At 25.8% G+C, this 23,095-nt stretch carries 19 protein-coding genes, 1 other RNA gene and 1 other annotated feature; of the genes, 2 read left to right on the forward strand and 18 right to left on the reverse strand.

Features of this window, described 5'->3' with window-relative positions; genetic code table 11:
* Positions 1-4: 4 nt before the first annotated feature.
* From HMPREF1092_RS08670 to HMPREF1092_RS16490, 5 genes are all read right to left on the reverse strand, one after another.
* Positions 5-859 (reverse strand): HAD family hydrolase, encoded by an 855-nt coding sequence (locus tag HMPREF1092_RS08670; protein ID WP_002598289.1) that lies wholly within the window; start codon positions 857-859, stop codon positions 5-7.
* A 622-nt stretch (positions 860-1,481) separates the two neighbouring features.
* The gene (locus HMPREF1092_RS08675) at positions 1,482-2,165 is read right to left on the reverse strand and encodes a TIR domain-containing protein (RefSeq protein ID WP_002598290.1); all 684 of its coding nucleotides are present in this window, start codon (positions 2,163-2,165) and stop codon (positions 1,482-1,484) included.
* Between the two features lie 16 nt (positions 2,166-2,181).
* A complete protein-coding gene (locus HMPREF1092_RS08680; protein ID WP_002598291.1) occupies positions 2,182-3,627 on the reverse strand; it encodes an SIR2 family protein in 1,446 nt (481 codons plus the stop codon).
* A 155-nt stretch (positions 3,628-3,782) separates the two neighbouring features.
* A complete protein-coding gene (locus HMPREF1092_RS08685; protein WP_002598292.1) occupies positions 3,783-4,967 on the reverse strand; it encodes a toll/interleukin-1 receptor domain-containing protein in 1,185 nt (394 codons plus the stop codon).
* 768 nt (positions 4,968-5,735) lie between these two features.
* Complete coding sequence (locus HMPREF1092_RS16490) at positions 5,736-6,449, reverse strand: helix-turn-helix domain-containing protein (RefSeq protein ID WP_051070321.1); 714 nt, start codon at positions 6,447-6,449, stop codon at positions 5,736-5,738.
* A 152-nt stretch (positions 6,450-6,601) separates the two neighbouring features.
* Between HMPREF1092_RS16490 and HMPREF1092_RS08695 the strand changes: the two genes are divergently transcribed.
* Positions 6,602-7,096 carry a hypothetical protein gene (locus HMPREF1092_RS08695; protein WP_002598294.1) on the forward strand — a complete coding sequence of 165 codons (495 nt, stop codon included), beginning with the start codon at positions 6,602-6,604 and terminating at the stop codon, positions 7,094-7,096.
* Positions 7,097-7,222: 126 nt separating this feature from the next.
* Positions 7,223-7,867 (forward strand): ParB/RepB/Spo0J family partition protein, encoded by a 645-nt coding sequence (locus HMPREF1092_RS08700; RefSeq protein ID WP_002598296.1) that lies wholly within the window; start codon positions 7,223-7,225, stop codon positions 7,865-7,867.
* A gap of 427 nt (positions 7,868-8,294) precedes the next feature.
* On the opposite strand, the gene HMPREF1092_RS08705 is transcribed toward HMPREF1092_RS08700, so the two are convergent.
* From HMPREF1092_RS08705 to HMPREF1092_RS08755, 13 genes are all read right to left on the reverse strand, one after another.
* Entirely contained in the window at positions 8,295-8,666 is a 372-nt protein-coding gene (locus HMPREF1092_RS08705; protein ID WP_002598297.1) for a hypothetical protein, read from the reverse strand.
* A gap of 146 nt (positions 8,667-8,812) precedes the next feature.
* A complete protein-coding gene (locus HMPREF1092_RS08710) occupies positions 8,813-9,175 on the reverse strand; it encodes a hypothetical protein (protein ID WP_002598298.1) in 363 nt (120 codons plus the stop codon).
* A 324-nt stretch (positions 9,176-9,499) separates the two neighbouring features.
* Positions 9,500-9,754 (reverse strand): hypothetical protein, encoded by a 255-nt coding sequence (locus HMPREF1092_RS17530; RefSeq protein ID WP_002598299.1) that lies wholly within the window; start codon positions 9,752-9,754, stop codon positions 9,500-9,502.
* Between the two features lie 656 nt (positions 9,755-10,410).
* Positions 10,411-10,772: a transfer-messenger RNA gene (ssrA, locus tag HMPREF1092_RS16785) on the reverse strand.
* Between the two features lie 108 nt (positions 10,773-10,880).
* Positions 10,881-11,075 carry a hypothetical protein gene (locus tag HMPREF1092_RS08720; protein WP_002598300.1) on the reverse strand — a complete coding sequence of 65 codons (195 nt, stop codon included), beginning with the start codon at positions 11,073-11,075 and terminating at the stop codon, positions 10,881-10,883.
* 264 nt (positions 11,076-11,339) lie between these two features.
* Positions 11,340-13,487: an N-acetylmuramoyl-L-alanine amidase gene (locus HMPREF1092_RS16495; protein ID WP_002598301.1), complete on the reverse strand. Its 2,148-nt coding sequence runs from the start codon at positions 13,485-13,487 to the stop codon at positions 11,340-11,342.
* A gap of 214 nt (positions 13,488-13,701) precedes the next feature.
* Positions 13,702-14,247 carry a tryptophan transporter gene (locus HMPREF1092_RS08730; protein ID WP_002598302.1) on the reverse strand — a complete coding sequence of 182 codons (546 nt, stop codon included), beginning with the start codon at positions 14,245-14,247 and terminating at the stop codon, positions 13,702-13,704.
* A 109-nt stretch (positions 14,248-14,356) separates the two neighbouring features.
* Positions 14,357-14,608, reverse strand: a binding site (T-box leader).
* A 120-nt stretch (positions 14,609-14,728) separates the two neighbouring features.
* On the reverse strand, positions 14,729-14,881 hold the full coding sequence (locus HMPREF1092_RS17190) for a hypothetical protein (RefSeq protein WP_186003711.1): 153 nt from the start codon (positions 14,879-14,881) through the stop codon (positions 14,729-14,731).
* A 216-nt stretch (positions 14,882-15,097) separates the two neighbouring features.
* A complete protein-coding gene (locus HMPREF1092_RS08735) occupies positions 15,098-16,264 on the reverse strand; it encodes an iron-containing alcohol dehydrogenase (RefSeq protein WP_002598304.1) in 1,167 nt (388 codons plus the stop codon).
* 308 nt (positions 16,265-16,572) lie between these two features.
* Complete coding sequence (smpB, locus tag HMPREF1092_RS08740) at positions 16,573-17,043, reverse strand: SsrA-binding protein SmpB (RefSeq protein ID WP_002598305.1); 471 nt, start codon at positions 17,041-17,043, stop codon at positions 16,573-16,575.
* 91 nt (positions 17,044-17,134) lie between these two features.
* Positions 17,135-17,416, reverse strand: coding sequence for a hypothetical protein (locus tag HMPREF1092_RS08745; protein WP_002598306.1), 282 nt, complete (start codon positions 17,414-17,416; stop codon positions 17,135-17,137).
* A 551-nt stretch (positions 17,417-17,967) separates the two neighbouring features.
* A complete protein-coding gene (gene rnr, locus HMPREF1092_RS08750) occupies positions 17,968-20,217 on the reverse strand; it encodes a ribonuclease R (RefSeq protein ID WP_002598307.1) in 2,250 nt (749 codons plus the stop codon).
* Positions 20,218-20,960: 743 nt separating this feature from the next.
* Positions 20,961-22,976 (reverse strand): sodium-translocating pyrophosphatase, encoded by a 2,016-nt coding sequence (locus HMPREF1092_RS08755; protein WP_002598308.1) that lies wholly within the window; start codon positions 22,974-22,976, stop codon positions 20,961-20,963.
* Positions 22,977-23,095: the final 119 nt, after the last annotated feature.

The raw sequence follows: 23,095 nt of genomic DNA on the forward strand, positions 1-23,095 counted from the left end.
TTACTTAAGAATTACTTTTAGATAAATTTTCTATAAACATCTTAACTAATTTATCTTGATATTCACCCTTATAAGATTTAGTTTTAAACTTTTCAACTGCTTCTTTTGAAAAATCTTTCCAACATTTATTTTCTTTTCTTACTCTGATTGGATAATAAAGTACATCATTTTTTTTAGCTGCTTCATAATCCCCTAAAGCATCTCCAACCATTAAAACTTCTTCATATCCTTTTTCTTTAAGCTTTTCTATACAGAAAGCCTTAGAACCAATATTTTGAGTTAAAACTATGTCTACACTTTCTAATAATCCATTGTCTTCCCATTCTTCTAAAACAGCCTTTTCATTTGCTGAAGAAACAATTGCAATATCAGCTATCCCTTTAGCTTTTTCTATTCCTTCTTTAACACCATCAAAAGGCTTCTTATCAGACTTATGTAAACTATCTATTCTTTTATTTACTTCAATTGACCAATCCAATGCTTTTTTTATACAAGTAATATCTCCTGTATTATTTTTAATTTCTCTTTCTAAAGATTCATTAGATAATTCCTTAGTTTCCTCAGTCCATTTTACAAATTCATTTAAACCTTCTATCTTTTTATATTTTTCATTTATTTCAACAAGAGCTTTAGAAAGACCTTTAAATCTATTTATTCCTCTAGTTAAAGTATATAAGTTAACCTCATTCCATCTCTCTAAAATTTCATTTTCCCATTTTGAAACTTCCCATTCCTCAATCATTACAGGTCCAAAACATTTTATATGCTTAATATCCATTGTATCAATGGCACATCCATCAGAATCTATACAAATCAAAAGATTTTTCTTTGGCTTATAACGCTCTAAAATATTCATCATTTCTTCCCCCTTTGTTAACAAAAAATTAATCTTATACTAGTATACTAGCATATCAAAATGAAAAGTTCAACTATTTTGTATTCCTTTTCATTTTTTATAATAGAAAATAAATATTAGTAATTTTAAATGATTTATCTTTTTAATTTATTTTTTTATTTAAAATTATATAAAATTTTATATATAATAATAAAAGCATATATAAACTTGCATATCAATAATCTCTACTATACTTAAATTATTACAATAAATTAAGATAATTATAGGTAAAATAATAAAAAAAGAACCAACCCTATATAATAAAATATTAGGTATTAGCTCTTATAGATGTAACTATATTTAATAATTATTAAAGACTTAGAATTAGTTTTATGAAGAGTTTATTGAAATATAAAATCTTTTAAATGAATTGAATTTATAAAAATAAAAATTTCATATATTTAAAATACTTTCTAAAACTATTTTTATATTCTACTTATTAAAAAATTAACTATTCATATAAAGCAAATAAAAACCATAATATATTCCATAATTATTTGCATATTAGTAAAAGCAAATCATCATATTTATACTACTAATATAAAAATTTTAAAGTTCTAAATATATATATCTTCATAAAAATTACTTACTCTACCTCTTTATATATATTGTAGTTCAAAATGTCTTTTTGTCTCTCATATGCCTCATCTACATATTTATCTATATTTTGTATAAAATCACACCATTTAACTGCTTTTATATAACTACACTTTCCATGCCATATTGTATCTTTATTATCGCATTCATTTATATTAGGATTTTTATAATTAAATTTATTCTTTCTAAGAATATCAAAAAGTTTATTAGTATGATGCATTATACATTTTGACGTACAACAACTTTTTTCTTCTAAATAATATGAATATGAATTATTAATATTAGGTAAAACAACTGCAATCATTGCATTTGTTTTACTAGTTATGGAATCACCCTTTTTATTTCTTCTGCTAACTTCTTTTAATGAATAAGATATTTCCCATGGAATCCATTGTCTTTTATCTGTCTCCCCTGAAACCTTCATATTTGGTGAAATAAATACTATAGTTAATGAACTATCATATATTCTATCTTTTAACTTTTCCCAAATTACATCTTCACTTAATTGTGACAAATCTTCTCCATCTGATTCTCCTTTATATATATCATCAGTTTCATCTAATTTAGCTTCAAATTCATCTACATAATCTCGTACTGTAGAATTTGAATTATATTTTAAATTATATACGCTATCATCTGCATATTTATATGATACAAAAATTTTATGTCCCATATCCTATATCCACCTATTAATTTAAATTAAGCTTTTTACTTTCATTAACAAAATTTATAATAACATCAATTAATTTTTCACTATCTTTTTCATTATTAAGATCTTCAAAAAGTTCTTTTAATTTACTATTAGCTTTAGGATAAAATTCATCAAATTTATCTTTAACTTCTTTCCAAATCTTTTTTGCAACATTTCCAGTTGAACCTACTGGAATAATTATATTGTCTTTAGCTTTAGCTATTTCAAATTCTAAATATACACCATTAGCATCAATTATATTTCCTTCTTTATTGATCTTATTTCCAAAAATAAATATTGATATTCCAGCTAATGAAATCATATCATTTCTATATTTGTCCCACAATTCTTCAATTTTCTGATTAGGTAAGGCTTTTTGTGGAAATGGTCGTAAAATCAATTGATTATTATTAATTTTTTCTTGCTTCATATACATCTGTTCTAAAGCTCCTGTTATAATAAAACTTCCTACACCTAGTCCAAAACCGGATATTACTTTTTTATTATCTGCTATTAACCTTTTACTTAAATTGTTTATAAATTTTTGCGCTTCTTTTTCATCCCATGGATTATAACTATGAGCACTACCCGAAATAAAAATACTATCTTCATTTATACTTTTTTCTATCATTTTCAAAATATTCGTTATTTGTGAATACTCATCTATTATTAAAGCCTCAATATTATATCTTTTTAGATCATTTATAAATAATTGTTGTTTACGATCTAAATATTCGAAGTCAGCATCTGAATCACATTCTTCTCTTTTTATTTTCTTTACAAAAGAATAATGAGTTTTCTGATTTTCTCCATAATTTACCCTTACCCTACTTAAAATATAATCAAGATTAGGATCAGTAAAACTAAATCCAATAAATAAAAATGTCTTTGAAATTAAATCTCCACTTAATGCCGTAATAAATGGTGCATATTTTGTATTATACAGTTCATAGTCTTCTTTAATAATAATAGCTTTTGATGAATGCTCCTTATCTCCATGCATTTTATATATAACTGCATCTCTATTAGGTTTAGTATTTGTTAGTTGCTCTACAGTATATTTTACATCTACTATTTTTCCCGATATTTTCAACGCATCTTCAATCAAAGAATCATAATTTGTTGTCCAATAAGTCCTTATTGGTAGTCTTGATAAAATTAAATGATTTTCATCTGGTTCTGCTTCTTTTGAAAATTCCTCAATAATTCTTTTACTGATTTCAGTTCTATTGCTTTTTTCATTTTTATAATATTGTGCTAAAGATACTAAATCTGACTCTTTAGAAATATCAATTCCTATTTCCTCTGCTAAAGGTTCTAGTAATTTACTCCAATTTACATAACCTGCTTCCATTGAAAAACCTGCTCCAGCAAATATAGCTGCGTTTTGTTCTCTAATTTCTTTTGAAAATTTTTTTATAAAGCTTTTAATTTGCATTTTCATTTCTTCTTACCTACCTTTTCTTTTAATTTTAATCTATTTATAATACTTAAAATATAAACAATAATAAAGAATCTGGTATCATAATCTATTATTAGAGATATTTTCGTATTGTTACTAAAAAGCAAAATTTATACTAATTCAAAAAAATATTATGATTAAATTTTAAATAAACAAATATTTTTATAGTTTTCATCTAAAAACCATTTTTCATGAATTAGATAATAACTAAAATTTCCATTCAAAATATTTGCTTTATCAATTACGTATATTCTTTTATTCAATGAATTAAAATAATTTAATTCATATTTTACCCAATTAGATTGCTCTGAATTTTCCGATCTAACAAATAACAAATTTTTTGATTGCTCTAATCTTTTTTCAATAATAGCCTTTGTTGCATCTCCAACCAAATTTCTTTTAAGATAATCTGTATCATTAATCCAATCACAATATATATTTTTGCTATTTTTATTTAATTCTTTTATTAAAATTTGTATTGCTTTATGATCTAAACTGCTATGTGAAATAAAAAAATCATATTCTTTCAATTTTTGTTCTTTTGAATTTTTAATTCTATATTCAAGCTCTTCTGGTATTTTTTTAATGTTATACTTTTGTTTAGCATATACTTCCTTCAAATATTTTCTTCTTCTTTTATTTTTGCTTGGAATTCTCATATATTTTTGCTTTCTTAAAATTACATAATGTTTAAATTCTTGTAAGTGATAAAAAGCCATTTCTCGTAATTGTATGTTATATTCTGAGTTTGCCTTCTTCTTAAAAAAAGAAATAACTTTAGGGCAATAATATTTCTTCAATTCTAACATAATATAAACTCTATCTTTTTGTGATGTCTTCTTTTTATCATATAATCCTATTAAAGCATCTAAATAAAAAGGTTCCACTTGTTGTGTCTTTAATTTTGCTTTATCTATTTTATCCTTAATATGTTTTATTTTAGGTAATCTCTTATTTTGAAAGATTTCTATATTTTTTAATTGAATATATTCATCATATTGTAACTTATAACTATTTCTATATGATTCAGACATTATTTTTGTAGTTATTTTTAAATTTTGAATGATTTTTATAGGTTCTCTCATTGAATATCTAATTTTTTGTCCAACAGATTTTAATTTCTTGTCCTTTTTACAATAATATTCATACTTTTCATTTAAAATTTGCCATTCATAAGGATAGTATTCAATTAATAAAGATATTATTGTATTTATATCATAATCTTTAGGCAATATACTTAGCAAAGTTTTTATATATTTACTAAATTCAACTTTTATTTGATGTATATCCATTTCGTACATATGCTTTGTATATCCTGACATTAACTCACCTTTTTTCTTTTTACTTTTCTAATATCAATTTCTCAAACAAATCTTTATATTTTATAACTTCCTCATTTTTAAAGTATATCAATAGATAATTCTCTTTTTTGAAGTTTAAAATTCTAATTCATAATATTTATTCAATTATTTTTATAGCTTTTTCTTAATTATTATTACGTTGTATTTATCTTGTATTTTAAAGTTTCACTTTTAATAATCCTAAATTTTATTTATAATATATTTTTAATTAGTATTTTATAAAAATAACTAAATTACCATTAAATATATTATAAAGGATATTATTCCTTAATAAAAGTTTATCTTACATAATTTTATATTCTATCTAATCATAATAAATCCAAATATGTAAAATATTTCACATATTATTGTACACCCAATTACTAATGTTCATACTAAATCTCATTTAGTCACTATTTATAACTAAATTTAAATTAATCAAATCATAATTTTCATTATGAATAAATACAAAAAACCACGATATTATCTATCGTGGTTTTTCTAATTTGGTTGAGATGAAGCTTAACCTTTGAAACCCACCAGTTGAATTACTCTAAAACATATCCTTTTTGCTTTACTTATGATAATTCAATCATAACAACTACATAAATATCCATTTATAAATAATAATACTTTTAAATTGTTGAGTACAATCAACAATTTTTCTTACTATTAATCTTGTTTATAAATCTAGATTTATATGTATTAGAGATAATACAATTTATCTCTCTTAAAATTCATTCTTATATATTATTCCATATCAATTAATTCATCATATAAAAAAACTCTATATGAGAAAATACTATTTATTAATTTAATCTCTTTTCTAAACCGTTGTTCTATCTCTTCAATATAATCCATATTATCTAAAACAATTACTGCTTCAAAATAGATTTTGCTATATATATCTTTTGATGAGAAATACATATAATAATCAAGACACTTAGATTTATATTTATTAATTATACTTTCAATAAAATAATTTGAATAACTAGTATTTATATAATTAACATCAATACAAAACACCTCATTATACTTATTAAATGCAATAGCATCGAAGTGTAAATTATTAGAAACTTTATATTCAATCTGAAATTTTAAGTTTAATTTAGAATTTAAAATATCAACTACTTTAACTAATAACTTTTTATTCGTCTCTAAATACTTTCTTTTCTCTAGTTCACTTACATCCTCAATAGTCTTTATTATAACATCACCATTAAAATAATCTATTTTTTTACTTTCATCAACTATATAACCACACTTTTCAGCCAATATAGAATAATTTATAGTTAATGCTTCTCCTAGCTTTTTTAACGTTTCAGGATTTGGTGATTTTCTTATTCCACCTTCAATTTTTGATATTTCAGAATTGCTTACTCCTGAAATTTTAGCTAATTGCCTTTGAGACATATTATTTTCTTTTCTTTTTTTCTTTAAATATTCAGATAAAATAAAACTCATCCCCTCATTTAAAATATATATGTAATTATAATTGTTTTTTTTATTTCTAACAACGTTTCCTTTCGTATACACTTTATAATTAAGTGTTGACAATAGGAAATGTTTTTATTATATTTATATTACAGAATAAATTAAATTTGTGAGGTTTATTTATGACTTTTAATGATACAGATTATGAACTTTTTTGTTATATGTTTACTCATGGATATACAAAAGCAGAATTAATTACTATTTTTAAAATTACTGAAGCTGAATGCAATTTACTAATAAATAAATTTAATCTAAAATCACCTAATCGTCAAAAAAAATTAGGCGATTTATATTTCTGTCCACTTTGCAAAGAATATAAATCAAAAAATGATTTTTACAAATCAAAAAATAGTAATCATGGAATATTCACTTATTGTATTCCTTGTCATAAAACTTATTACAAAAAAAGAAAATTACAGCCTAAAAACCGTATTATTTCAAAAGCAGAAATTGCAAAAATAAAATATCAAACTTGCTCAAGCTGTAATATTACTAAACCCATTGAAGAATTTAATTGGGGAAAAAAATATATATATGTAAGCACTCGTTGTAAAGAATGTGATAAAAAATCAAGTAAAAAATCCTATTATAATCTTTTAGAAAAGAGAGGCTATTAAAATGAGTAATGAAATATACGATAGACCAGAAATCAAATATACAAAACAAACAATTACAACAAATTTACAAATATACTTGGAAATAGAAACTTAAAAGAGAGAAATTACAAAAAGCTCCTTAACTCTATGGAAGAAAAGCAACTAGTAATACCTATTCTTGTAAATGAACGATTTGAAATCATTGACGGTATGCATCGTTATGAAAGTATCAAATATTTAAAACTACCTTTATACTACTATATCGTTCAAGGCTATAATATAGAGGATGTTAAAAAAGCTAATTTAGTTAGTTGCAATTGGAATATAGATGATTATCTTAATATGTTCACTAAACTTGGTAAATCAGAATATAAGAAATTCAAAGATATAAAGGACAAATATGAAATTAGTACGACTCAAATATTAGATGTAATTTCAACAATAGAAAGAAAACCAAACAAAGAGCTGAAATTTTCTTTTCAAGATGGAACTTTTCAATTTAATAATTATTTAGAAGTAATTAATTTTTTTGATTCATTATGTGATTTTAAAGAATTTGATCATTACAGAACAAGACAATTCATTAAAGCGTTTTTAAAACTATATACGTATGAAGAATATTCGCATAAATTAATGCATGAAAAACTAAATAGACTTTTTAGTAAGTTAAAACGTCAACATACATACTCTGATTATATATCATTGTTAGTCACTGATATTTATCATTATGGTACAGCTAAACAAAAGTTTGGTTATGATTCTCAAAATAATTATTTTTATAAGCAAAACTAACACTTAGATGTTAATATTATAAAATTTACATAAATCACCAGTGTTTTTATAAGTTTTATATAAAAATTAAAATATTCAAAAACAATTATATTATTTGAGCTAATTAACTTTTTATTGATTTTTAAAATTATTATTTATATCAAATGGGTTATTAATCATATTTCTTATAAATTTCTATGTTCTTACATTTTTTGATATACTCATTAATTATTTATAAAAATTTCAATGGTAACGCTACTCGAAGCAATAAAAACCCACGATTATTTGTAATCATCTGTTTAAGGCACATTACAAGTAGTCGTGGTTTTATGTTGAAGGACGACATCTCAAATCCACTAAAGTATTACTATATAACATATTTTGATAATTTCAAAGATAGTTAAAGAATGCATAGCCTTCTTTAACTATCCATCTTCTCTATTTTAGCTTACTTCTCTAGCAACAGTATCTCCTGCGTCCATTTCATATACTGTTCCATAATCATCAACATATAATTCCATTTCACCAGGTTCTTTCGCAATATAACACCATATATTCTTGCCAACTCCTGGAATCTCTGTAACTCATATTCTATTCCTATTTTATTTTCATATGCTCTTGCTATTTTTACAGTTCTTCTGCTATCTTCACTTCTTAAATCTGAATTTTTAGTACCACACATTTTTCCACTACCTTCATTTTGTTCTGTGCTTTGATTAGACTCATTACCAATATTTTCTTTTATATTTTGATTAGATTCTTTTCTTTGTTCTTCTTGTTCATCTAATTCTGAATCAACCCTCTCTTTTAAATCCGACACTTGTTTACTTTGAATATCACTTAATTTCTCTTTTTCTAATTTATCTATTATATTTTTAGCATCATTATACTCTTCTTCTTTTATTAAATATCTTACTTTAGTTATATTATTATCTATTTCTTTATTTTTTTAATATTTGAGTTAATCTAATTCTTTAATTTACTTACATCTGCTTTAAATTCTTTATAATTTGAATCTTCCTTATCTAATTCATCTATTAATTCATTGGCTTTTTCTGAATCACCATTATTAAAACATTTCTTTGCTTCTATATGCTTATTTACCATATTTCTTAATTGTAATGCTTCTTTATCATCTAATTTTTCATTTAATACTAAATCAAATGTTGTTATTGCTTTTTCATATTCTTTGTTATTTAGATATTCTACTCCCTTATCTACCATCTTTTGAATTTTGTATTCTTTATATTCAAAGAATGCAAAAACACCACCATAAATAATTAATATTAATATAATACTAATTATCATAAACTTTTTATTTTTCTTCATCTGTATTCACTTCTAAAATTTTCCTTTAAAAATAAATTATATACTTCATCTTCTTTTATTAAAAACTCTTTAATTAATTTTTAACAAATAACTTATATAATTATATTTTTGTTTAATCAAGTAAATTATTAACCCTTTATATAATTGCTACTAAAATTTAAGTACTATATAGCTATACCATGTTTTAATGCTTATAAAGACTAATTTATGAAATTTTTATATAAAAACTTTCACTATACCTTTCAAATAACTCATATCTTTTCACTTTACTTACCAATTCTATACCTTTATTATCTTTTAACAAAGAAAAAAACACATTGAAAATTACTTCAATTTGAAAATTACTTCAATGTGTTCTTTATAAACTATAACTTCTTTTACAAAATCTTGTATAAACGTTTTATATTCTGGAATATTTCTACTTGTTACATATCTACTAAAATCTTTTAATAGATTCCTTACACTCTCTTCTGTTACTATTTGAGTTAATTCATTAGATTTAAATTTAACTAATTCATATTCTAAATCTAAATTTCTTCCTTTTAATTCATCCATTTTTATCTTAAATTCTTCTTGCATGAAACCATTCGCTATTGCTGTTACTATATTACCTATTTATCTATTTCTTTAAGTTTTTTCACAACAACTTCTTTCTTCTCATTATCAATTTATTTTGTTTTTGAATATTCTTATTAATTCCTTAAACTAAATGTAAAATTGCTTCATCACTAAATATTTTTCTTTCTAGTTCTGATAACATATACTCTTCAATATACTCTTTTCTTATCTCTTTATTGTCATATGCCTTAGAACTAATAATTTTTCTATGTGAATATCTATAAGAAACATATATAGATTTATTAGCTCCATGTACTCTTTTTCTTGATTTTAATATCTCTTGTGCATTTAAAAATGTTTCCTTAGAAATATTTATAGCATTCCATCTTCTATTTTGATAATTTCACTTTCATCTTTATATTAATAACTATTTCTTCTACCAAAAACATCTTTTTTATTACTTTTGTTGTAAAACTATAGTCCTGTATACTTTTCATTAGTATGAATATTATTAGATTTAAACATTAATCTAACTTTAGTCTTAACATCTCTTGCATTAAACTCATTTGCCATTTCACCTTAAGTATATCTTGAACTAGATATATCAAAAATTAGCTTTACTATAATATTTTTTAAATATAATAATACCCTCAAACAATATCATGTCGAGGGTTTCATGGTGGAGATGACGGGTGTCGAACCCGTGTCCGAAAGTAGATCCGTCTAGCTTTCTACGAGCGTAGTCTATAATTTAAGTTTCGCTCATGGTGACATGTATAGACACACATACCACTCGCTAGCTTCATAAATTCCGTTCTTAGCTCAAAGCTTTGCTAAGCTCGGTTCCCCACTTTAAAATGACACCAGGATCTTAGACCGTGGGCAATCTAAGGCTGATGAGCAGCGTTTATTAAGCTGCTAATGCAAAATTATTGTCTTCTGCGTTTATCTTTAATGCATACTTTATTAACGAGGCACCATGCTTCCCTCGGCCCGCTTACCAAACCTCACTTACCCCCGTCGAAGCCAAAACATCCCCAAGTTATAAGTTTAGTTTATAAACGCTATTCAATTTTGTATTCTAAGTATATAATATGTTTTTCCTATTGTCAACTTATCTAATTGATTGTATTAACTCATTTCTTACCTATTTACTTCCTTTTTTAAGTTTTTCTTGATATAAAGCTTCATAGTAATACCCTAAGCATCCACATAGTGGTATAAAAACCACAAGATTATTAAATGTAAATCCAAGCATTATTCCTGCTACGAATCCAAATACAACATAATTTTTAAAGAATACTCTTATTAATCTTTTTATTTCATTTATCCAAACTCCCATATTTAATCCTATTCCCCCATTTTATAATTTATATTATTAAGATATATAAATTACACAATTTTTTTCTTTATATCATAATCTTTATTTTTATAATATTACAAAACTTTTTAGATTTAATTATAAACTCTATACTTTATTATATAATCTATTTTTTATTATATGAATTAAGATTAATTATTTATCTTTAACTATGTTTTTATTTTAAATTAAGCCCTTAGAAATTTTAAGTATTTTAAACTTTTAATTCTAAGGGCATTCATATTTTTAGAAACTTACATATTGAGCACTTACATATCCATAACCATATCCATATTCTATTTTATGCCATCCATTTGATGTTCCTAAAACTTTTACTTTAGAACCTTTCTTAAAAGCACCTATAGCTAATGAATTTGTTGTTGCTCTTTCTCTTACATTTAGAGAACCTGCTGTTACTGTTCCTGTTCTAACTAAACTTGTACTTGAATTTGAAGAACTTCCACTAGAAATTTTAACAAAATCAGCACTTATATATCCATATCTATTTCCATGCTTTATCTTATGCCATCCATTTGATGTGCTTATTATTTCAACTGAAGCTCCATTTCTAAGACTTCCTATTATACTATGTCCTGTTCCAGCTCCACTTCTTATATTTAATGAAGTTGCTGTTACTATTCCTTTCTTAGTTGAAGTACTTGGAGTTTCTGGTGTAGATGGCTTATTTGGATTTTCTGGCTTTGATGGTGTTGTTTGCGAATCTACTTTTACATAATCAGAACTTACATAACCATATCCACTTCCATTTTTTATTTTATGCCATCCATTTGATGTACTTACTATTTGTACTTTAGCACCTCTTTTTAAACTTCCTATTACACTATGCCCTGTTCCTGCTCCACTTCTTATATTTAATGAATCAGCTGTTACTGTTCCACTTTTAATTGAATTATTTGGAGTTTCTGGTGTACTTGGAGGAGTTGGATTTGAAGGCTGTGATGATTGTGAATCTACTTTTACATAATCAGCACTTACATAACCATAACCATTTCCATATTTTATTTTATGCCATCCATTTGATGTACTTACTATTTCAACTGAAGCTCCATTTCTAAGACTTCCTATAGTTGAATAACTAGTTCCAGCTCCACTTCTTACATTTAATGAAGTTGCATTTACAGTTCCTTTTTTAGTTGAAGTATTTGGTGTATCTGTTGATGGAGGGGTTTGGTTTCCAGAATTTGAATTTATTTTAATATAGTCAGAGCTTACATAACCATAACCATTTCCATATTTTATTTTATGCCAAGAACCTTGTGTACTAACTATTTGAACAGATTGTCCATTTTTAAGACTTCCTATTGTAGAATAACTTGTCCCTGCTCCACTTCTTACATTTAATGAACTTGCTGTAACTATTCCTATCTTAGCTTCTCCTTCTGGAGTACTCGGTGTTTCAGGAACTATAGGTTTATCCCCACTTCCACTTAATTTTATATTATCTTTTAAATATTTTTCTATTCCATCTGCTAATGCTTTTGCTAATTTATTTTGATATTCTGAATTGCCAAGCTTTGATGCTTCTTCTGGATTACTTATAAATCCTGCTTCAAAAAGTGATGATGGCATTGAACTTTCTCTTATAACTGCAAAATTAGCTGACTTTACTCCTCTATTTACTGCTCCTGTTTCTTTGATAGCATTTTCTTGAATATTGCTACTTAAAGGTCTTTCAGAAGATTTATTTAAATGATAATATGTTTCTATCCCTTTTGCACTTGCACCATTAAAAGAATTTATGTGAGGAGACACAAACACATCAGCTCCATAAGCATTTCCCATATTTGTTCTTTCTCCAAGAGAAACATAAACATCTGATTCTCTACTCATCTTAACTTCTATTCCTCTTGATTGTAGAATATTTTTTAATTTCAATGAAATTTGTAATGTTAATTCATCTTCAAGTAATCCATTTCCACTAGCTCCATTATCTGCTCCTCCGTGTCCCGGATCTATAAAAACTTTATAATAATTTCTATCTACTGAATTGCTTCTAGATGTTCTATAAAAAGCACTATTACTAGGAACATAAACTTCTACTATGTGAACTTTATTTCCAATTTTATTACTTAAATAAACAGTTCCTGTTTCTTTTGGTGTAGCAATACCATTTTCATTTATCTCTATAACATTATTGTTTGACATTTCCCATCCTTTATGTTTTGAAAGGTCTAAAGTTTCACCTTTTCTTAAGGATATTCCATTTTCAACAACTACTTCATCATTACTATATTTACTAACAACTGAAACAAATTCTTTTTCTAAATTTGAATCAGCAAATGCATCTATATTTCCACTAAAAGCTGTACCCACTGAAACTGCAATAAAAAACATTGTAGCTTTAATAATATTATTTAACCTTTTTCTATTCATAAATAACTTCCCCCATTGACCAAGTCATTAACCATTTTGTAATATTTTATTAATATTTTAATTATAATTTAGTTCGACGGCATTTTCAATAAATTTTGTAAATTAAGTTGTTTTTATCCACAAATTAAAAGATTAAGCACTATAATTTTAACTTTTAAATTTAGACAAAGAGAGTATTAGAATTTATCTAATACTCTCTAAAATACTTTATTCTCTATATCATTGCTCTTTTTATAGAGGTTTGCACTATTTTAAATAAAATAATTCCAGCAACTAAATTTATAAATACAGCTGGTATAACTACGGTATTAAATAATGCCATAAATGGAGCAGGTAATCCTACTATTAAATTTGCAGAATATATAAATGTTAATCCACTAATTAAAGTTCCTATTCCTAAAATTATCCCACACATTATAGTCATTCTCTTTTTTTCTTCTAAACTTTTCATTATTTTAAGTTTATTTAATCCATAAATTATAAATACTACAACATGGACTGTTATTATTTTATCTATCATATTTGGAACTTGCCCACCTGGAAATTTTGTTGTTAATGCTGTAAATATTCCTGTTATTATTCCACATACTAAAGATGTTTTATAATCTCCATTATTTAAAATTATTATTATAAATAACATTGCTAAAGCAAAATCCGGCTGCATTGGAAGCCCAAGTGCTGGTGTTATTTGATGAAGGATAGCTCCTATCCCAAGCATTAATGCATTTATTATCATTTTTTTTGTTTTTAAATCTCTCATATTTTATTACGCTCCTTTTAATTAAAATTATTTTTATTGATTTATTTAGGTTTGTCCTTCACTTCATCAAAATCACCTCCTTAAAATAAAAAACGCCCTATGTAATAAAACATAGGACGAAAGTTCCGCGTTGCCACCTAAATTGTGTTTTTATGTATAAGAAAAACACCTCTCTTTTCAAGTACTATCATACTCTAACCTCTATAATGGGAGGTTCCCAATAATTTTTACTTTCTATTTCTAGATTTCCTATTATTCCTCAAAGGCCCATTCAATAAAATCCTTCTTGCTTAGATCTCACCATCCTAAACTCTCTTTATTAAAGCTTATTTTATTTACTATTCCTTCTCTTTGGACTTTCTTTATTATTTTATTTATACTACATTATATTAAATTTATAACTTTTTGCAACAACTTTTTATTATTTTTATAAAAATTAAAGCTCTATAATTCTTAAATTAAAGATTATAGAGCCTTTTATCTATTGTTCAAGTGATATTTGTAAATTTAATTTTTCAATTCTTCTGTTCATATTAGATATTTCTTCACTACTTGCACCAGACTCTACAAGTAATAAAACTTCTAAATAAAGATTTTCCCTTTCCTCAATAAGACTTTCTAATTTTCTACTCACAAAAATCATCTCCATTATTTTATGTAATCCTTTACTTTAATTATATTACAATTTGTCCATAATTTTCTGAAAAATGAATTTTATTTACAAATTGTTAACAAATTAAAAAGACCACTAAATTAAATTTAGCAGTCTTAGTATATGAAGTTTTTAGTAATTGTGAGCTTTTTAATTTACTCATATTATTGTTAAGAAGAAATTTTATTATCTATCTATTTAAAAATCTACTTCTGTTCCATAATATGCGCAAGTAAATAATTTTTCCATTGTCTTATCATCTATTTCTCTTGGATTTGAACCTGTACATGCATCTAATACTGCATTTTTAGAAATAAATTCCAAGTTATCTTTAAAGTCTTCCTCTTCTACTCCATATTCTTTCATAGTATGAGGAATTTCTAAATTTGTATTCATTTCATTTATTAAATTAATTAGTGAATCTGTTAATTCACTATCTGTGTTACCTTCTAATTTTAGCATTCTAGCTATATCAGCATATCTATCTTCACAATTTTTTCTATTATATTTTATAACATATGGTAAGAATATTGCATTTGCACATCCATGAGGAATATGGAATACTGCACCTGTCTTATGTGCCATTGAATGAACAATTCCTAAAAGTGCATTTGAAAATGCCATTCCAACTAAACATTGAGCATCATGCATTTCTTCTCTAGCTTTTTCACCTCCCTCAAAAGATTTTAAAAGATTTTCTACTACCATTTTTATTCCTTTAGCTGCAAGCGGATCTGAAAAATTAGATCTAAGACTTGCTGTATACGCTTCTATTCCATGTGTTAACGCATCCATTCCAGTATGTGCAACCAATTTCTTTGGCATTGTTTGCGCTAAATCTGGATCTACTATAGCTATATCTGGAGTTAAATTAAAATCAGCTAACGGATATTTAATTTTTTCAGTGTAATTTGTTATTACTGAAAAAGCTGTTACTTCTGTTGCTGTTCCACTTGTAGATGGAATAGCTATAAATTTAGCTTTTTGTCTAAGCTCTGGCAATCCAAAAGGAACTACTGCCTTTTCAAAAGTAAAATCTGGATACTCATAAAAAATCCACATTGCTTTTGCTGCATCTATTGGAGAACCTCCTCCCATTGCAACTATCCAGTCAGGCTGAAACTTTCTCATAGCTTCTGCACCTTTCATAACAGTTTCAACAGATGGGTCTGGTTCAACACCTTCAAAAATTTCTACTTCAATACCTGCTTCTTTTAGGTAAGATTCTACTTTGTCTAAGAATCCAAATCTTTTCATTGAACCCCCACCAACAACTACAAATGCCTTCTTACCTTTTATACTTTTCAAAACCTCTAATGATCCTTTTCCGTGGTATAAATCTCTTGGTAAAGTAAAACGTGCCATAAGCTAACTCCCTTCAAATTAAAGTTTAATTTCCTTATATAGTTTGTGTAATTTTTATTTACTTATTATCTTTACTCCACTTTTTAATCACTCATTTTTGTAATTTATTAACTTTATTTCTATTTTATTGTATCACATTTATTATTTATTGTATATGTTTTCAAAAAATTTTTTATTTTAATTTTTTATACTAAAATATTATTTATTACTATTAATTAAGAATATAATTTTCTATTTATTATGAATATTAATCATAAAAAATATATAATAAAAAAATCCTTAGATGTTTCCACCTAAAGATTTTAATCTTAATATCTATTTTTATTTTTCATTTCTCTTTCAATGTCTCTCTTATGAGCTTTTTCAAGCATTGAATCTCTCTTATCATAATTTTTCTTACCCTTACAAACTCCAAGTGCAACCTTTACTTTCCCCTCTTTTAAATAAAGAGAAAGTGGTATAAGTGTAAGACCTTCTCTTGATACAAGTCCTGCAAGCCTTCCAATCTCTTGTTTATGAAGAAGTAATTTTCTATCTCTAAGAGGATCAACATTAAATATATTTCCTTGCTCATATGGACTTACATGCATTCCTCTTATGAAAACTTCTCCATCTCTAATATCTGCATAACAATCTTTAAGATTCGCTCTACCATTTCTTATTGATTTAACTTCTGTACCAACTAAAGCAAGCCCTGCCTCTATTGTTTCTTCTATAAAATAATCATGTCTAGCTTTCCTATTTTCTGCTAATGAATTTGAATTCTTTTTTCTAGCCATTTAATTCACCTACTTATCTCTGCTCTTTTAACTTATCTAAAATTATAATATATGTTACTGATATTTACAACAATTTGCCTATTTTAATCATTTACGCTAAACTATTTAGTTTATTATTCCAATCAACAAAAATAGAAAATCTATTATTTCTAATATAAGCTTTATATAGATTCTTGATACTCTTTTCATTTATATTTTCATTGCCATAATAAGAATCCATTTCTAAAATTAAATTATTATATCTTTCAATTATAGAGTTTATTCCTTCTTTAACTTCTACTTTTTGTTCATCTGTAAAATCTACATTATACAAATTTAGGTATGTATCTTTTATAGTTTCAGGCAAATTAATATAATAAGCAGATATCTCCATAAATTCACTATAAAATTTAGTTAGTTGGTCATTTTTATTATGAGAATATATATAAGGATTAAAATTTGAAATCTTTTGCCTAAGCCCTTTTTCATATCCATAATAATCAGCTACTTTTTGACTATTACTATCATTATTTTGAGCTTCTTTATTTATATCATAAAGTATAGAATTAACTTCTATTATGCTTCTATATAAAGTATTTACATTTTTATCTTTAGAATAAACAATATTTTCTCTTTCAACTTTATTTAAATTATATGGCGCATTCCATATAATTTAAATAATTCCTAATATAAAAATACCTAATATAAATATTTTTGGCTTATTTTTTATTTTCATAATTTTATCCCCCCAATAAATTTATATTATCACAAAATTTCCTTTCCTCTTACGCCCAAGCACTTATTTAATTTCAAATTAACCATTTATTAAATTTAAATAAATCATTTTTCATATATTTTTAGTTTTATCCTTAGCTTATTTTCTTTTAATATAATTTAAAAGCTGTCTCAAAAACAGTTAAACACCACTTTGAGACAGCTTCTATTTTATTCTTCTGTTTTATCTAATTCTTTAGATTCTTCTATTTCTTTATCTAATCCTTTAAACTCTTGTTTAACATCTAAGATTCTATCTATAAGCTCTTTTGCAGTTTCTTCTACAGCTTCTTCTTCATTTTCATCTGTAGCAAGTTCAAAATAAATTTCTCTGTTATCTATATCAACTCTACTACATTTTACTTTTACACTATCTCCAAGTCTATAAATTCTTTTTGTTCTTTCTCCAATAAGTGAAAGATGATCTTCATCATATACATAGTAATCATCTTCAAGAGATGTAATATGAACAAGACCTTCTATAGTGCTTGGTAATTCTACAAACATACCAAATGAAGTTACTGATGAAACTATCCCTTCAAATTCTTCACCTATTCTATCTAACATATATTCTGCTTTCTTTAAATCATCAACTTCTCTTTCTGCTTCTACTGCTAATTTTTCTCTATCTGATGATTGTTTAGAAGCATATTCAACAATCCCTTTAAGCTTAGAAATTCTCTTACCTTCTAATTTTCCATTTAAATTTTCTTTTATAATTCTGTGTATTTGAAGGTCAGGATATCTTCTAATTGGTGATGTAAAGTGACAATAATATTTAGCTGCAAGTCCAAAGTGTCCTACACATTCAGGTGAATATTTAGCTTTCATCATACTTCTAAGCATAAGAGTACTTACTACAGTTTCTTCACTCTTACCTTTAACTTTTTCTAATATTTCTTGCATCATTTTTGGATGTATTTCAGCGTTAGTTCTCATTGGATAACCTAAGTTATATACAAACTCTTTAAATCTTGATAATTTTTCTTCATCTGGATCTTCGTGAATTCTATATACAAAAGGTAGGTTTTGCCAATACATATCTTCAGCTATCGTTTCATTACATACAAGCATAAATTCTTCTATCATTCTATTTGATATTTCTCTTGGATAAGGTTTTACATCAATTGGTTTACCCATTTTATCAAGAGTTATCTTAGCTTCTGGGAATTCAAAATCTATTGAACCTCTTTTCATTCTTCTCTTATTTAATATAAGTGCAAGTTCTTCCATTGCTAAGAAATCATCATAAAGATAATCATATTTTTTAATTAACTCTTCATCTTTATCTTTAAGAATTTTAGTTACATCTGTATATGTCATTCTTTCATTTGTTCTTATTATACTTTCATGTATTTCATGTGCAATAACTTTTCCTTTTTTATCTATAGTCATAACACAACTTAATGTAAGTCTATCTACTTTTGGATTAAGTGAACAAATTCCATTTGAAAGCTTTTTAGGAAGCATTGGTATAACTCTATCTATTAAATAAACTGATGTAGCTCTATTTAAAGCCTCTTTATCTAAAGGATTTTTTTCTCTTACATAATGAGAAACATCTGCAATATGAACTCCTAATTTAAACTTTCCATCTTCTAGTCTTTCAATAGATACAGCATCATCTAAGTCTTTAGCATCCTCTCCATCTATTGTAACCATATTCCAATCTCTAAAATCAGTTCTTCTCTTATATTCTTTTTCATCTATTTCTTCTGGGATACTATCTGCAAAGCTTAAAACTTTTTGTGGAAACTCTTCTGGTAATCCATGTTTTTTAATTATAGTAAGAATATCAAGACCTTTGTCACCTTTCTTACCTAAAACTTCTGAAATATATCCTTCTGGACTTCTTCTTCCTTCTGGCCATTTAGTTACTTCTACAATTACAATATCTCCAGATTTTGCACCATTTCTATCTTTTTTTGAAATAAATATGTCTTGAGTAAGTCTTGTATCTTCTGGAACTACAAAACCAAAATTTCTACTATCTTCATATTCACCAATTATTCTAGTGTTTACTCTTTCTATTATAGAAACTACTTCTCCTTCTCTTTTTCTTATTCCACCTCTATCTTCTTTAGTAACCTGTACAATTACTTTATCTCCATTCATAGCTCCATTTAAAAGAGAACCAGCTATAAAAACATCTTTTTCTCCTTCTCTTTCTGGAATAAGAAAACCAAAGCCTTTAGCGTGTGCTTGTATTTTTCCTCTTACATATCCGAACTTTTCTGGAAGTGCAAACTTGTCTTTATCATTTTTCATAACAAGTCCTTCACTTTCCATATCTCTTAAAACATTTTTAAAAGCTTTAAACTCTTCTTTTTTTATATCAAATATTCTTGATAAAGAGCTAATATCCATTGGTCTATATGCATCTTCACCCATAAAGGCTAATAATGTATCTTTAATCCCCATACTTGTTCCTCCATACTTTTGTCTATATTATTAGTATATTCTTATTAATTTCTTTTACTATTATAATTGACAAACTTCCATTAATTTATTCTTTATTGTATTATAGCATAATATCCCTATTTTTTTACCATAGTTATCCTAAACACTTTTTTTATTTATAAAAAAGACTATGTGCTAGTTAACTATAAGTTAATAGCACATAGTCTTTGCATAAAATAATTCTTTATAATACCCTTTATACCATAGTTTATTGATTGATCACCCACCGACGATTAAAATAGATTAATACCCCTATACCTCTATTTTAATTATGAAATTTACTCGCTATCAGTAAATTTCTTTGTAAAGTTCACTTTTTTACCTCTTAAACTATTTTATCTAAATGATTTATCTATTCTAACAGTATTTCTAACTTATAAAAGTTAGTTGAGCCACCATTTATATAAACTAAATCATAGATGTCCACTAAAAAAACACATTTTCCTTATTAATTAGATTATTTCTTTTATAAAATATGTTGAAAATCATTATATATTTTAATTAATACTTTATTTCGTGATTTTCTTTCATCAACAATATTATATTAACACAAAATTCATATTTTGTTTATAGTTTTTGCGAAATTTATGAAATTTGTATATAAAAAGTTAATTTAATAAAAATATGCTAATTAAATTTAATTTAATTAGCATATCTTTAAGTAATTTGTTTTTTGGAGTGTATAAATAAATTTTAGATATAGCTTATTTAAACAAAATTCCACCAAATTGTACTATTAAAGGTGCAAAAACTAGTGATACTATTGTCATTAATTTTATTAATATATTCATTGATGGTCCTGATGTATCTTTAAATGGATCTCCAACAGTATCTCCAACAACACAAGCTTTATGTGCATCACTTCCTTTTCCACCATATACTCCACTTTCAATATATTTTTTAGCATTATCCCAAGCTCCACCTGAGTTTGACATCATAATTGCAAGCATAACTCCAGTTACAACTCCACCAGCTATAAGTCCTGCTAAAGCCTCAGCTCCTAAAAGTATTCCAACTATTATAGGTGCTAAAACTGCTATTACTCCTGGAAGTATCATTTCTTTTAATGCTGCTCTTGTTGATATTTCAACACATCTTGCATAATCAGGTTTTTCTTCTCCTTCTAATATCCCTGGTTTTTCTCTAAATTGTTTTCTTACCTCTTCTACCATCTCTCCTGCTGCTTTTCCTACTGATTCCATAGTTAAAGCTCCAAATAAAAATGGTAACATTCCTCCAATTAAAACTCCTACAAGAGTTAGTGGATTTAAAAGATTTATACTTTCAAGGTTTACTGCTTGAGTATATGATGCAAAAAGTGCAAGAGCTGTAAGTGCAGCTGATCCAATTGCAAAGCCTTTTCCAATTGCTGCTGTAGTATTTCCTACTGAATCTAATTTATCTGTAATTTCTCTAACTTCTTTTGGAAGTTCACTCATTTCTGCTATTCCTCCAGCATTATCTGCTACAGGTCCATAAGCATCAACAGCTATTGTTATAGCAGTTGTAGATAACATTCCAACTGCTGATAAAGCTATACTATAAAGTCCTATCATGCTATCTTTCATTCCTCCACAGCCTATATAAGAAATTATTATTCCTATAACTATCAATATAATTGGTACAACTGTAGATTTCATTCCAACTGCTAATCCCTCAATAATATTAGTTGCAGCTCCTGTTTCACATTCTTTCGCAATTTTTTTTACAAATTTATAATCTGAAGATGTATATATTTCTGTTATTTTTCCTATAGCTATTCCTACTATAACTCCTACAACTACTGGTATAAAAAGAGTTAAACTATCAAATAAATATTTACAAGCTCCACTAGATAATATAAGAGCTAAAAATCCTGCAACTGTAGTTCCATTATTAAGAGCTTTTTGAGGTTTTTCCCCTTTATATGCTTTAACAATTAAAATTCCAATTAAAGATGAAATTATTCCAAGTGCTGAAAGTATTAGTGGATATATAAGTGCATTATTTCCTATTGAAACTGCTACAAAACTTCCAAGAGTTATAGCTGATATAATTGAACCAACATAAGATTCAAAAAGGTCTGCTCCCATTCCAGCTACATCTCCTACATTATCCCCTACATTATCTGCAATAACTGCTGGGTTTCTTGGATCATCTTCTGGTATTCCTGCTTCAACTTTTCCAACAAGATCTGCTCCAACATCAGCAGCTTTAGTATAAATTCCTCCACCTACTCTTGCAAAAAGTGCAATAGATGAAGCTCCAAGACCAAATCCTGTAATATATTCAATATTAAAATTAAAAATATAAACTAAAATTGTAATTCCTATTATTCCAAGACCAACTACACATAATCCCATTACAGACCCACCAGAAAAAGCAATTCCTAATGCTTCTTTTATTCCAGTTTTCGCTGCATTAGCTGTTCTTACATTTGCTTTTACAGCTGTTTTCATACCAACATAACCAGATGCCATAGAAAATAAAGCACCAACTAAAAATGCGCATGCTGCTTGAATACTTAAAAAAATTCCCATAAATATAAATAACACAATAATAAATACTGAAAGATATTTATATTCTTTTTTTAAAAATGCCATAGCTCCTTCTGAAATAGCAGTTGCTATTTCCTTCATTTTTTCATTTCCAACTTTCTCTTTTGTTATATTTTTAGCTAATATGCTTAGAAAGATAAGCGAAATAATACCACAAATTAATGGTAAAATTAAAAGTTCCATTTTGTCACCTCATTTTATCCTATATACTTATCTTTACTCTATACTTACTATAACTGTGATAATTTTATACCTTGTTTTGATATATAAATAAAAAAACTACATTAAATTTAATTAATGTA

It is taken from the genome of Clostridium thermobutyricum (assembly GCF_000371465.1).
Taxonomy (GTDB): domain Bacteria; phylum Bacillota; class Clostridia; order Clostridiales; family Clostridiaceae; genus Clostridium; species Clostridium thermobutyricum.

Bases quoted from the DNA above. Each gene is read 5' to 3' on its own strand.
- HMPREF1092_RS08675 (WP_002598290.1), bottom strand. From the start codon at position 2,165: ATGGGACATAAAATTTTTGTATCATATAAATATGCAGATGATAGCGTA.
- HMPREF1092_RS08710 (WP_002598298.1), bottom strand. From the start codon at position 9,175: ATGAAGAAAAATAAAAAGTTTATGATAATTAGTATTATATTAATATTA.
- HMPREF1092_RS16490 (WP_051070321.1), bottom strand. From the start codon at position 6,449: ATGAGTTTTATTTTATCTGAATATTTAAAGAAAAAAAGAAAAGAAAAT.
- HMPREF1092_RS08730 (WP_002598302.1), bottom strand. From the start codon at position 14,247: ATGAGAGATTTAAAAACAAAAAAAATGATAATAAATGCATTAATGCTT.
- HMPREF1092_RS08720 (WP_002598300.1), bottom strand. From the start codon at position 11,075: ATGGGAGTTTGGATAAATGAAATAAAAAGATTAATAAGAGTATTCTTT.
- HMPREF1092_RS08735 (WP_002598304.1), bottom strand. From the start codon at position 16,264: ATGGCACGTTTTACTTTACCAAGAGATTTATACCACGGAAAAGGATCA.
- HMPREF1092_RS16495 (WP_002598301.1), bottom strand. From the start codon at position 13,487: ATGAATAGAAAAAGGTTAAATAATATTATTAAAGCTACAATGTTTTTT.
- HMPREF1092_RS08685 (WP_002598292.1), bottom strand. From the start codon at position 4,967: ATGTCAGGATATACAAAGCATATGTACGAAATGGATATACATCAAATA.
- HMPREF1092_RS08745 (WP_002598306.1), bottom strand. From the start codon at position 17,416: ATGGAGATATCTGCTTATTATATTAATTTGCCTGAAACTATAAAAGAT.
- HMPREF1092_RS08670 (WP_002598289.1), bottom strand. From the start codon at position 859: ATGATGAATATTTTAGAGCGTTATAAGCCAAAGAAAAATCTTTTGATT.
- smpB (WP_002598305.1), bottom strand. From the start codon at position 17,043: ATGGCTAGAAAAAAGAATTCAAATTCATTAGCAGAAAATAGGAAAGCT.
- HMPREF1092_RS08695 (WP_002598294.1), top strand. From the start codon at position 6,602: ATGACTTTTAATGATACAGATTATGAACTTTTTTGTTATATGTTTACT.
- HMPREF1092_RS17530 (WP_002598299.1), bottom strand. From the start codon at position 9,754: ATGCAAGAAGAATTTAAGATAAAAATGGATGAATTAAAAGGAAGAAAT.
- rnr (WP_002598307.1), bottom strand. From the start codon at position 20,217: ATGGGGATTAAAGATACATTATTAGCCTTTATGGGTGAAGATGCATAT.
- HMPREF1092_RS08680 (WP_002598291.1), bottom strand. From the start codon at position 3,627: ATGAAAATGCAAATTAAAAGCTTTATAAAAAAATTTTCAAAAGAAATT.
- HMPREF1092_RS08755 (WP_002598308.1), bottom strand. From the start codon at position 22,976: ATGGAACTTTTAATTTTACCATTAATTTGTGGTATTATTTCGCTTATC.
- HMPREF1092_RS08700 (WP_002598296.1), top strand. From the start codon at position 7,223: ATGGAAGAAAAGCAACTAGTAATACCTATTCTTGTAAATGAACGATTT.